This window comes from Luteitalea sp. (genome assembly GCA_009377605.1).
Lineage (GTDB): Bacteria > Acidobacteriota > Vicinamibacteria > Vicinamibacterales > Vicinamibacteraceae > WHTT01.
In genome coordinates this window covers 1-11,935 of sequence record WHTT01000136.1, presented here as the reverse complement: position 1 = coordinate 11,935, position 11,935 = coordinate 1, and the positions used below count along the sequence as shown (strand labels likewise).

The 11,935-nt window shown below is 65.3% G+C and carries 9 protein-coding genes and 1 pseudogene; all 10 read right to left on the bottom strand.

The features are described 5' to 3' along the window. Positions 1-244 precede the first annotated feature (244 nt). Positions 245-439 carry a hypothetical protein gene (locus GEV06_26625; GenBank protein MPZ21437.1) on the bottom strand — a complete coding sequence of 65 codons (195 nt, stop codon included), beginning with the start codon at positions 437-439 and terminating at the stop codon, positions 245-247. Between the two features lie 86 nt (positions 440-525). Continuing rightward, positions 526-2,376, bottom strand: a complete 1,851-nt coding sequence (locus tag GEV06_26620) for an Hsp70 family protein (protein ID MPZ21436.1) — start codon at positions 2,374-2,376, stop codon at positions 526-528. Then, positions 2,373-3,125, bottom strand: coding sequence for a nucleotide exchange factor GrpE (gene grpE / locus GEV06_26615; GenBank protein MPZ21435.1), 753 nt, complete (start codon positions 3,123-3,125; stop codon positions 2,373-2,375). The genes GEV06_26620 and grpE overlap by 4 nt, the downstream gene beginning before the upstream one ends. Positions 3,126-3,150: 25 nt before the next feature. Then, on the bottom strand, positions 3,151-3,435 hold the full coding sequence (locus tag GEV06_26610; protein ID MPZ21434.1) for a DnaJ domain-containing protein: 285 nt from the start codon (positions 3,433-3,435) through the stop codon (positions 3,151-3,153). Continuing rightward, positions 3,435-5,957, bottom strand: a complete 2,523-nt coding sequence (locus tag GEV06_26605; protein MPZ21433.1) for a hypothetical protein — start codon at positions 5,955-5,957, stop codon at positions 3,435-3,437. The genes GEV06_26610 and GEV06_26605 overlap by 1 nt, the downstream gene beginning before the upstream one ends. A 450-nt stretch (positions 5,958-6,407) precedes the next feature. Further along, positions 6,408-7,853, bottom strand: a complete 1,446-nt coding sequence (locus tag GEV06_26600; protein MPZ21432.1) for a hypothetical protein — start codon at positions 7,851-7,853, stop codon at positions 6,408-6,410. Between the two features lie 327 nt (positions 7,854-8,180). Next, positions 8,181-8,537, bottom strand: coding sequence for a hypothetical protein (locus tag GEV06_26595; protein MPZ21431.1), 357 nt, complete (start codon positions 8,535-8,537; stop codon positions 8,181-8,183). Then, positions 8,476-10,650: a PQQ-binding-like beta-propeller repeat protein gene (locus GEV06_26590; protein ID MPZ21430.1), complete on the bottom strand. Its 2,175-nt coding sequence runs from the start codon at positions 10,648-10,650 to the stop codon at positions 8,476-8,478. The genes GEV06_26595 and GEV06_26590 overlap by 62 nt, the downstream gene beginning before the upstream one ends. Further along, positions 10,647-11,045: a hypothetical protein gene (locus GEV06_26585; GenBank protein ID MPZ21429.1), complete on the bottom strand. Its 399-nt coding sequence runs from the start codon at positions 11,043-11,045 to the stop codon at positions 10,647-10,649. Before GEV06_26585 ends, GEV06_26590 begins: the two co-directional genes overlap by 4 nt. A 697-nt stretch (positions 11,046-11,742) precedes the next feature. Continuing rightward, a pseudogene (locus GEV06_26580) lies at positions 11,743-11,838 on the bottom strand (alpha/beta hydrolase). Positions 11,839-11,935: the final 97 nt, after the last annotated feature.

Genomic DNA, 11,935 nt, shown 5'->3' with positions numbered 1-11,935 from the left:
GAGGGGACATTTCTATTTCGCTAAGAACGGGGACATTTCTATTTCGCCTTGACAGAGGCAAAATTGTTGGCAACATTTTGTCGGAATGGCAATGAGGCCAATTTCTGAACGACGTCATCAATGAATCTGTTCGAGCCAAGTGATCGGTAGTCACTTCTGGCAATGGACTATCTTGTGTGACGCTCGACGTGGTCGAGTACGCGAGCGCCTGAAGGCTGGTGGTTGATGGTCAGGTGAGACAGTCTCAACGTTGTTCGTCGAGCGGGACGACCAACGGCGCGCTCAGCCACGCACTCAATCGTTGCAGCGACGCGCCACGCGGCGTGCGGTGGATGCGTTGTGCGTCGGATGCCTGCTCGAACGCTCGCGTGAAGTCCCCTTGCTCGAGCGACTCCCGTGCCGCTTCACGCAGCCGCCAGGCCTTCGCGGCCAACCGCATCAACGGCTCGAGATCCGCCCCACACCGCGAGCAGAGGCGCGCACCTCGAAAGCGCGCTCGGCAGACCGGGCAGTGAGGGGCGACGCTCACTCAGGATTGCCCTCGACGAAGAACAACAACTCACGGAGCGCAGCGGTCGTTGCCTGTAGCTTGTCGGCGCTTCCAGCGTCGATGGCAGCCTGGATCCGCTCGTGGAGCGCGATCGCTTCCTCGCGATCCTCCGCGTGCATCCGATCGAACAGCCGCCGCGAGCGTTCCACCAGGGCGTGCGCGTGCATGGCGCCGCGGCGCAGGGCGGGCTCATCGACACCGGTCGTCGAGCCGGGTCCGCTGCCACGCGCAGCAGCGGTGACGTCGAGAGCCTCTGCGTCAAGGTCGCGGGAGGTCCACGCATCGTCCTCCTGCTCCTCGACGACGGGGCCGCGCCGTTCGTACAGCTCTCGAATGCGCGCCTGCCCGGCGGCGATTTCTTCCGCACTCTTCGCGCGGAGCGCATTGGCAATCGTGATGTGCTTCGACTTGCCCGTTTGCTTCTCCACGGCCGTGACCTCCAGAATGCCGTCGAGATCGAGGCGCATGCGGCAGAGCACCTCGTTGGGCCCGTCGGTAGGCGTCAGACCCTCCACGTGGAAGTCTCCAACCACGATATTCTTCAGGGCGTCCTCATCGTCTCCTTGATACACGTGGACGTCGACGTCGGTCTGATAGGGATAGCTCGTCGCATACCGTTCCGTGCGCGTCAGCGGCAACGGCGTGTTCCGGCGGATGATGGGACGATAGCAGTGGGGATATGGCACGCCACCACGATCGCCCAGGTAGGAGATGCCGAACGAGTAGGGCGACACATCGACCAGAACCCGTTCGACGGTGTGACCCGCCAGACGCGAGGCGAGCACGCCCGCCCCAAGCGCCACGCAGAGATCCGGGTGGACGTCCTGGCGGGGGTCGAGGCCGGTGTGCTCGTTCAGCAGCTGGGCGACGAGCGGCATGCGCGTCGATCCGCCGACGAGCAGCACGGCGTCGAGATCGCGCGGCGTCTTGCCGGCGTCCTGAAGCGCCTTCGACGCGCTGTCCAACGTCGGCTCGACGAGCGCCCGTGTCAAGCCTTCGAGCTCCTCGCGCGACATGTCCATGTCGAGGTGCAACGGTGTTCCCTCCGCGGTGACGAGCGCTTCCTCACGAATGGTCACGTACGGCTCGAAGCTCAGTTTTCTCTTGGCCTCCTCGGCAGCCCACCAGAGCCTCGCCATGGCCGCGGTGCCGCCTCGGAGCTCTACGCCATGCTTGTCCAGAAATGCCTGCGCGAGATGCGCGGCCAGCACATCGTCGACGTCGTCACCACCGAGCCTCGTGTTCCCATGACTGGACAGCACCTCAGTGACGTCGCCTTCGATCGTGACGACCGAGACGTCGAAGGTGCCGCCACCAAAGTCGTAGATCAGCACCGTGTGGCGTGATCCGTCACCGTACCCATACGCGAGGCTTGCAGCCGTCGGCTCGTTCAGAATGCGCACCACCTCGAGACCGGCGAGGGCGCCCGCTTCGCGCGTGGCGTTCCGCTGCGCATCGGAGAAGTACGCAGGAACGGTGATGACCGCCTTCTCAGGACGTTGGCCAAGCGCGCGATGAGCCCACTCGACGAGCTCCCGCAGGATCAACGCCGAGACCTCTTGTGGCGTCAGCGCACGGTCGCCCAGCGCCACCGTCTCCTGGCTGCCCATCTGCCGCTTGATGCTGCGAATCGTGCGTTCTGGATACAGCGCCTGTTGGTTGCGCGCGGGCTCACCGACGAGCAGCTCTCCGGAAGCCGAGAGCCCGACGACCGACGGAAGCATACTGGTCGCGCCGATACTCAGGACGCGGACCTCACCATCCATGAACGCGGCGATCTCCGAGTTCGTTGTCCCCAAATCAATGCCCACCACCAGATCGCTCATGTCGTGCGTCCCTCGGCTCGCGCGGCCGCGACCTTGACCTCGGCCGGTCGAATGACCTCGCCGCTCCACTCGTACCCGGTTCGATAGACTTCGAGCACGGTCCCTTCCGGAACGAGGTTCGATGCCTCTTTCTCGATCGCGTTCATGCGCCTGGGATCGAACGGTTCCCCTTCGCCACGAATCAGATGCGTGTTGAGCTCGTCGAGCGCTTGGTCGAGGCGCTCGAGGCCGAGCTCGTAGCCCCTCGTCAATGCGGCCAGCGTCTCGCCCGGCACATCGTCGCCCAACGTGGCCACGGCGCGCGCGAGCCAGCGGCGCGCCCGGCGTGTCGAGAGGTCTTGACTGACGGCGCGTACTGAGTCGAGGCCGCGCGTGAGGCGATCACGCAGATCGACGAGCGCGCCGACAACGTGGCGACGGCACCGGCGCTCGATGTGACGTTCGAGCTCGACCTCGCGTTCGCGAGACACGGCGCCACTCTCTTCGGTGAGTCGGTTGACCTGGACTTCCAGCGTGTGCTGAAGCGTTTGGAATGCCCGCCCCTGGAGCTTGACCTCCTGCGCGAGCGTGGTCATCGCGGCCCGCAGCGTGTACGCGTCGCTCGACTGATCCGCGGGCGCGTCGCGATGCGGGTCATCGGTCGTCAGCGCCGTCAAGATGTCCGCCTCGATCCCGTTCGGGGGATCCTCAGCGGACAGCACCTCGTCCAACCAGGTTTCGAACCGGCGGACGATGTCATTCCGGTTCATGTGGCGAGGCTCCTGCGAGGACCGGTCATTGACCTTTCAGGACGTCCAGCCATGGCCCCGGCCCGACGAACCGCCGCTCCGGCGCGTGTCGGGCAAAACGTGCAGCCAGCGACAGCGTCGGATCCACGGAGAACAGCCGATGGTGCAGACGTCGCCGCGGATCGCACAGCGTCTCGTAGGCATCGCGAATCCGCTCGAACTCCTCGGGCGACCGGTCGGGCGGGCATTCCCGGACTCTCCGCAGATACGCTGCACGGATCTCCTCATCGGTCGCTTGGTCGGGGACGCCCAAGATCTCTGCGGGCTCCATTACCACCGCCTTCCCTTCTTACGTCTGCGCTTCGGCCGTGGCGGCTCGTTCAGTGGGTCGGCCATGAACTCCTCGAGCGATTGGCCGCGAGCGGCAGCCTCTTTGGCCACTTCGATGAATATCTCCGCGATTGCAGGTGGCATGCCCGGTGGGATGTCCATGTCGAACGGGTCATCCTCTTCGTCAAGCTCCTCGAATGGATCGACGCCCTCGCCGCGCCTCCGCCGGCACACGGCACACTGGCACGGCGCACCAAGGAGGTCGTCATAGCTTGGCCCTGAGTGACTGCCTCGTGGCGGTTTCCGTGCGGCCTTTTCCCGCCCGAGCACATCACGTGCCTGATCGAGCGTCAGCGGCAGCGCACCGTCGAAACCTGCGAGCGTTCGACACAGCTCCACGGCGTTCTCGACGAGCTCCGTTTCGCGAGCATGGCGCGCCAGCTCCGCCGCAGCCGAGGCGCACACGAGACAGCGGTCCGGTTCAGGCAATATCACCGAACGCGCGCGGAGGAACAGGAATCCCGGATCCGTCGCACCGCCTCGCTCGAGGCCCGCTGCGGAGGCCGCGTATGCGAGCTCGAGATGATCGGCCTGGCATGCGGCTTCGCCCAGCACGTGAAGCTGGACGACATCGAGCAGGTGTTGGCTCTCCGTGAGTTGCCGCGCAACCTCCGTCAGCCAGGCGCGCGGCACCTCCAGTGGTACGCCCACATCAGCGCAGAGCACCGCGACACGGGCCACTGCCATCGGCATGGACGACCGCTCGCGTCGCGCCGGCCTGCCAAGCGGCCATCGCTGTTGGACTGCGCGCTGCTTCGAGGCGGACGCCAGACTGAAGATCAGCAGCGCCGCCGCCCCTTCACTCTGCAGCGCATGTTCGACCTCGGCTCGCGCGACATCCACCGCGTCTGTTTGGCCACAGGCCGCGCTCGTCACCGTGCGCAGCGCCGCTACGATGGCGGGCCGGTCCCCCTGCTGCGCCTGTGGAAGCGCCGCCCCCGCGCCGACATCATCCGCGGCCAAGTGCGGCTTCTTGCGCTCGAGATGTCGGAGCGCGCTCTTCACCAGAATGCGGAACCGCGCGTCACGCACCTCCGCGTGGAGGCCGTCGATCTGCTCCGTCTTGGTCAGGTAGCCGAGCGCCAACTTGAACGCGCCGCGAGCTTCAGTCGCGCGAAGCAGATGCACGAGCGGCTCGATGTCGCGTGAACGCAGCTTGTGCCAGGCCTCCGCCACCCGCTCGGCCTGGGCGTCGGATCGCCGGGCCGCCCATTGCATCCACTGCGAGAACGCGGCTGGATGCGGGTCGAGCGCACAGGCGCGTTGATACATCTGCTCCGGGTACAAATACGAGAACGTCTCGCCAGTCTTCTTGGCCTTCGCCTCGGCCGACCATTGAAGCTCCTGGAGAAGATCGTCGGGCAGTTGCTGGAGCAGGCCCGCAATGCGCAGCGCGAGCGCAGCCGCCTCGGCGCCGTTGACCGCAAACCACCCCTCCTTGACCGCCGCCTGCTTGAACTCCTCCCAGAGGTGGCAGGCCAGCGAGATCTTCTCCGGATCCCGCGCCTCCTCCATCGCGCGGGCGAACAGTTGGAGGAACGTGGCGTCATGGCGGCTCGGCCCGCCCATCGCTGCTCTGACCTTCATGGGATCGAGATCGGCCGCCGCCGCACGGATCGAGATGTGCTGCCGGAGCGATTCGAGCTGGGCAGGAGCGCTCTGCTCGCACGCCTGGACCGCGGCACGGATCGCCTTGAGGATGCGGCTCCTCCTACCGGAGGTGAAGGCCTGTTCGAGGTCGTCGAGGGCACGCTGAAACGCCGCGCGCTCGCTGGTAATGACACTGATGAGCGCCTTCGCAGCCGGATGACACCCGGTCCCCTGGTTCCGCATCATCGCCTGGAGCGGCGGCACAAGGCGTGCAGGCGCGGAGTCCGGCTTGATACGGTCGAGAAACTGCTGGCAAGCGTCGTCGTCGCCGCGATGGAAGGCGGCGATGGCCTTGATGAGCAGCTTCCATGCGGCGAGAGGGCTGCGGTGCGACACCTCTGGCAGCAAGAGCGCTTCCTCGGCGACCGGGCCGCTGGTGACGGCAGTGAACGCACGGTCGAGCGCCGCGGCAGCCTGCCGCAGTGGGTGCGCAGCAGGGAGCGTCTCGCAACTGGCCAGCGCGGAGAGGTCGGTGACCTCGCGCTGAAGCGCCTGTTCAATCGCGAGACGCTTGTCGGCATCGACCATCGGATCAGCCAGCGGCCGCACGAGGTCGACGAGCGACGGCGCGCGCCCTTGCGCCGCGCGAGGCAACTCAGCGAATCGGCGCTTGGCAGACGGATACCGCTTGCAGACGAGATCGACGAGCGCCTGCGCCTCCAACGTCAGGTTTCGCCGCCTGAGCTCCTCGATGCGCGCGGCGTACGCGTCGACCAGGAGCGCTTCCGACGCACCCGAGCGGGAGGCGCGATGAATGTCCTTGGCTTGTTCGACCGCCGCTTTGTGATCGCCGCGCTCGATGAGCTGCCGCACGCTCGCTTCCGCTCCGGCAGTGATACCGACTGCGTTTGCAGTGCGACTGGAGGCGTTGAGCGACGGCTCGTGTGTAGCTCGTCGTTGGAACACCGACTCTACGTTGGTCCTTCCTGGGTGGGAACGATCCCGTCAACCGACGGCCGGATCCTATCATGCGTAGCCGGCTCGCGCGACCTCGACACAACGCTCCACACAGCACGTCACTCGTAGCGCAGCGGGATCAACGGATCGACGTCACGCAGAGCGTCGCGGCCATCGCGGCGACGATGAGAAGTATGCAGGCGTCGCGTGAGCCTGGACAGACTGCCTGCCGCGCAGAGCGCAGTCGCCCGTCTGGATGTTTCTGGGTCGTATCCACGACAGGCGCTGCGCGACAGCGATGCCGAGCTGGCCGCGCGGCCAGTTGCGATATATCGTGTACATGATGAGACGTCCAAACGAGAGAGCTCACGGGTGATCGTCGTCAGTACGACCGTGTCGTCTTTGAAAGACGTAGACCGCGCCCTGGTCGGCGTTACCGTCCACGTCGGCAAAGGGCGCCCCCACCAGGGCCGTGCCGCCGTGGCGCGACAGGGCGACCGACCTGCCGAAGTCCAATCGACGATCGCTCTCCACCACCTGGGCCGGGCTCAGCTTGGCCCGCTGGACCCAGAATCCGCCCATACGCGTGAAGACATAGGCCGCGCCCCTGAAGTTAGGAGGGATGTTGTCATCCCGATCGGCGAAATCTGCCCCCACTAGTGCGATATCGCCCGAAAGGGCGACCGAGCTACCGAATTCGTCACCCGCCACGCCGTCGTCTGCAGTGAGTGTGGCCTGCTGAGTCCACGCCTCGTCGCTGCGAGTGAAGACGTAGGCCGCCCCGGGGCTCGCGGAAGAAGGGCTAAATGCCGCCGGCGCCCCCACTACCGCGGTATGGCCCTTGCGAGAGAGCGCGACCGACCAGCCGAACAGATCGTCAGATGTCACTTCGGCTGCGGTGAGCCTCGTCTGCTGGCGCCAACCATCGTCACTGCGGGCGAAGACGTAGGCCGAACCTGGACGGGCCTCGTCACCACGGATCACGGACGGCGCCCCCACCAGCGCGGTCTCGCCATCGCCTGAGAGGGCCACCGAGCGGCCGAAATAATCCCGCGGCGCTCCGTCGTCTGCCGTGAGCTTCGTCTGCTCGCTCCAGCCCCCGTCGCTCCGGGTGAAAACATAGACCACGCCTTGGTTGTCGTTGTCGCCCACGTCAACAGCGGGTGTCCCCACCAGGGCAGTCTCGCCGTGGTCCGAGATGGCGACCGACCAGCCGAATCCATCGTTCCACTCCCCAGCCACGAGGAGTTGTGCCCGCTGGCTCCATTTCGAGCCGTCACGAGTAAAGACGTAGGCCACCCCCTCACCGTAGCCGTCGACGCTGATCCAGGGAGCCCCCACCAGGGCGGTCTCGCCGTGGCGCGAGAGGGCGACCGAGTGGCCGAATAGACCGCCCGGAGTCCCGTTGTCCGCAGTGAGCGTGGCCTCCCGGCGCCAGACCCCGTGACGCCGCCTGAAGACATAGACTGTGCCCTCGTTGATGTTTTCGGCATCGCCGTTGGCTGCCCCTACGAGGGCCGTGTCGCCTGAGACGGCGATCGCCCCGCCGAAGTAATCGTCCGGCGCCCCTTCGTCCACCGTCAGCCTTTGCTGGTGCAGCGAGGGATTGATGGCGATCGTGTCGACCGCCGCAGCTTCGTCCAGTTCACTCTGCAGGCGACCCTCGTCTGGGCCGCCCTCGGCCGCCTGGGGTCGCGCCGTTCCCATGGGACCAGTGAGAAGAAGCCCGACCGTGAAGATCAGGGCTCTCGCTGTATAGGTTCCGTATCTCGTACCGTTCCAGTACCGTCGAGTCGTGGTGGGGGATGCCATGAGTCGTTCTCCTGGAGATTCGTCTGGCCTGTGGGGCACGTCTCCACTGCGGTTTACCGCGCACGAAGGCGTGCTGGCGAGCGATCAGACTCTGCCATCATCGCCGTGATGAGCGCTGGCACGCTAGTACAACTACAGGGTAGAAGTATAGATGGTTGGCGCGACGAAGGCACGACGGCATTCGTCTAGGGCGAAACTGCGCCTCAAATCGAACTGGTGCGTGGCAGGAAACACCCGAATCCACCCGGTACAATCCCTATTCTGAAATTGGTATGATCCCTATGTCTAAATTGGTACAGTCCCGACATCGGGCGCCGCGGGGCGTCCTTACGTTGCTGAAGGCCACTGCCGGACCGGCACGTCCGGGAACACCCGATCCACGAGGTGGGCGGCGCGCTCCGCCATGCGTCGGCCACCGCAGCTCGGACACAGCGCGCGGCTCTTGCAGGAAAACGGCACGAGCCGGTCGAGCCCGCAGTCCTCGCAGCGAAATCGGGCGAAGCCGCCGGCCAGCCAGCCGCACGGAACGAAGTCGAGAAACGGCTGTTCGACAAATCTCGGCAGACTCTCCCCATCCCGTACGCCCGCGGCATGCGCACGGGAACAGCAAAGCGGCGGCGTCTCAGGGCAGCTCCCACACCCACAACACCGACGATGACGCGCCGCGCAGGGCTGCGAATTCAGGCGCCGTCCTCAGGGCGTTGTTTCCCTGGAGGCCGGGATTCCCGACAAGCATCGCGATGTACTGCTTGCCGTCCACCATGTAGGAGATCGGAAAGGCGTTCGGGATGTCATTCAGACGCGGGCTTTCCCATAGCACCTTGCCGTCGCGGTCATCGAACGCGCGGAAATAGCGATCCGGCGTTGCCGAGAACACCAGGCCCCCCGCAGTGGTGAGTACAGCGGACGACTGCGGGACCCGTGACTTGATGTCCCACGCGAACTCCAGCGTCGTCAGGCCCAGCGCCAGAAAGCGGGCCGGCGTGTCACCCTGTTTCCCCATGCAGATGTCATTGATCGGGAGGTAATACCGGTTGGTCGACGGACTATACGAGCCAGCCGGGAAATTTCTGGCGCCGATGTTGCCGGGGCAGCGCTTGACGCCTTCGGGCAAGGGTTCCGGGAGCAGCGTCTTGACTCCGGTTACCGGATCGATGGCTGTGGCGACGTTCTGCGCACCCGGATCGCGCGCGAACAGGAATTCGCCGGTCGCCGCATCCAGCGCTTCAAAAATCCCGGGCTTGCCAACCGTGATCACGGCCTTGCGGGTCCGCCCCTCGATGGTCACCGGCGCCACGATCCGCTCGAAGGCGTAGTCCTGGTCATACGGATCGGCCCCGATGTGCTGGTAATGCCAGACCAGCTCGCCGGTGTCGGGATTGAGCGCTAGCGTGGAGTTCATGTAGAGCCCCTTCGCATCGAAAGTGCCGCGCGTCACCGTCGACCAGGGTGAGGGCGACCCGGTGCCCCAATAGGTCAGATTCAGCTCCGGGTCGTACTGCCCGGGCAGCCAGATGGCGGCGCCGCCGCGCTTCTCGTCCGGCAGATTGTTCCACGTGTCCCCGCCGGGTTCGTCCGCGTGCGCGATCGTGTTGAAGCGCCACAGTTCCTTCCCCGTCTCGAGATCGTGGCCGGTGATGAAGCATCCGCCCGGCGGGAATTTTCCTCCGTGGGTGCCACCCGTTGAATTGGCGTGTCCGGGCGAGCAGTTGCCGGCGCCGACGAGCACTTTGTCCTTGATAACGAGCGGGCCGCTGTTGTAATTGCGCAGGTTGTGGTAGTCATCGGTGACGACATCCCACAGTTTGGCGCCCGTCTTGACGTCCAGCGCAATGACGTGCATGTCGATCGTCGGCACGATGAGCTTGTTGCCGCCGATCGCGAGGCTCCGCTTCGTCCGGAAGAAGCCAGGCAGCGACGGGTAGTCCTCCGGCAGTTGGTGCCTGTACTGCCAGAGCAGGGTGCCGGTTTTCGCGTCGAGCGCCTGAATCGTCTCGCCGAAGTTCCACATGAACATGACGCCATCGTGCACGAGCGGCGTGAACTCGTTCACCGCTCCGGCGCTCGAATTCAGGCTCCACGTCCACGCGACCTTCAGGTTTTTCACCGTGTTGCGATTGATCTGCGTGAGCGGGCCGTACCCCCAGCCGTCGTACGTGCGTCGCCAGTGGATCCAATCGCCAGGCGGCGGATTGCGCAGCATCGCGTCGGTGACCGGCGTGAGACGGTCCAGCGGCGCGCGCATGGCCGCAAACGCGGCTTGCACGACCGGGTCACCGGCCGGGGCCCCCACGCCTCTGCGTCCGGCCGGAGGGGCTGCTTCCGCCTCCGCCGGTTCGGCGCCGGCGGTCTCTTCTCCGCCGGTCTCATCCTCGGGCGCGCCGCCAGGGGGTGTCCCGAGCGTCGCCAGAATCAGGTCGTACTCTTCTTCCGTCAGGATCAGGCCGTATTCCATCATGCGGTCGACGGTCTCGGCCCACTCCTCGGGCGGGTACTCGCCGCGCTCGACGCCGACCGCGCTCAAATCGTGGCAGGTCGTGCACTTCGAATTGACCAGGGCGACACCGGCCTCTTCGTCGAACGCGGCCCGATCGCTGGTCTCCGCCGCCTCGGCGACCGCTTCCGCGGCCGGTTCCTCCGCATCTCGGACTTGCCCCTCCGCCCCGGCGCCGTACGTTTCCAGTAAGGGGGCGACAAGGACGTCGACTTCTTCTTCGGCTCGGGAACGTTCGGTCACACCCGGGACGGCGAGCAATCCGGCGAGGCCCAGGCCGAGTATCGAAATATACAGTTTCATTGCGGTTCTCTCTGCGTTGATGGAGGGACGGTCCCTTGTCCCGGTGCGTCGAGATCGGCGCCGTAGAAGTCGTAGGTAGGCGAGCCGAGTGGAACGTCAACGATCCCACGTTCTTCATCGATCGTCATTTCGCCCCAAGCGTTCACGTCTCCGACGTACCGCCACGCCGCCTTCGGCCACGTGTGATATCCATACTCACCAGGGTGCGGGATGGTATGGAACTGCCACACCAGCTTGCCCGATCTCACATCGAAGGGACGAATATCGGCCGGAGGGGAGATGTCGCCTTCCCCGGTCGCCGAACGGAGAATAATGAGGTCCTCGAAGACCTTCCCCGGGGCACTTGATTGGATCCGGAAGAACTCCTGAGGATTCTGCCGCAGTTGTTGGCGCAAATCGACGAACCCATCGGTGCCGAACGTCAGGATCGACTGTCCCGTCTCGACGATAGGACGGAGACGATAGGACGGATAAAGGGCCTATCGGAAGGTTAACAGATCTTCCCTTATCGGACCCGCCCCCCGCACGGACCCGCCCCACACAGCGCAGATGACGTGATGCCCGCGTTACGGACGTGATGCCCGCGTTACGGCTATTTGTCGGTGCCTAATATTGGTGTCCCGGGCTCCCACCGCGCCGTTGCAGTTCCGCTGCTGGCTACGTTGCTGGCTTGGGGCCGCGAAGGCCTGGCCGAGCGCATCGACGATGTATGGCGAATGCGGAGCGGCTGGCCGCATGGATCGAGCAGCGGTCCGATCTCGAGCTTTACACCCAACCCCGAACCGACGTCGTCGCGTGGCGCTCCCGGCTGGGTGTACCTTCAGATGACATCGCGGCTGCTCTACCCGCCGGTCGACCTCGTTGGTCACGATCGCCGGACAGCCTTGGCTCAGAAACGTCTCGGCCAATCCTTGCGCCGATCCCGAAAAAGTATAGGTGACATAAACAACCTTTTCTTAGGGCCTACGGCCTTGGGAGGGTAAAACGCCATGGAACCGGGTGAGGTGAACGCGCGGTAAGGGCACGAGAGCGGCAAGCCGAGTGAACGTATCTATCCGCCGCTCCAAACGTGCTCTCGTCAGCCCCCGCTTCCTGTGACAGAAAGGAACTCAGCTTCTCCAGAACGAGTTCCGTCGCCTCGAGCTGCGGCAAGTGGCCGGCGCCGGGCAGTGTTTCGAACGATGCCTGCGATCCCGGCCGCCGATCAATCCGCAGCCGCAAACACATCCCTATGGCGCTCGCGCAGCGCGTTCTTCTGCACCTTCGCCATGGTATTGCGCGGCAG

Excerpts from the sequence above, each read along its gene's own strand:
- GEV06_26600 (MPZ21432.1), bottom strand. The coding sequence starts at position 7,853 with ATGGCATCCCCCACCACGACTCGACGGTACTGGAACGGTACGAGATAC.
- GEV06_26590 (MPZ21430.1), bottom strand. The coding sequence starts at position 10,650 with ATGAAACTGTATATTTCGATACTCGGCCTGGGCCTCGCCGGATTGCTC.
- GEV06_26620 (MPZ21436.1), bottom strand. The coding sequence starts at position 2,376 with ATGAGCGATCTGGTGGTGGGCATTGATTTGGGGACAACGAACTCGGAG.
- grpE (MPZ21435.1), bottom strand. The coding sequence starts at position 3,125 with ATGAACCGGAATGACATCGTCCGCCGGTTCGAAACCTGGTTGGACGAG.
- GEV06_26625 (MPZ21437.1), bottom strand. The coding sequence starts at position 439 with ATGCGGTTGGCCGCGAAGGCCTGGCGGCTGCGTGAAGCGGCACGGGAG.
- GEV06_26610 (MPZ21434.1), bottom strand. The coding sequence starts at position 3,435 with ATGGAGCCCGCAGAGATCTTGGGCGTCCCCGACCAAGCGACCGATGAG.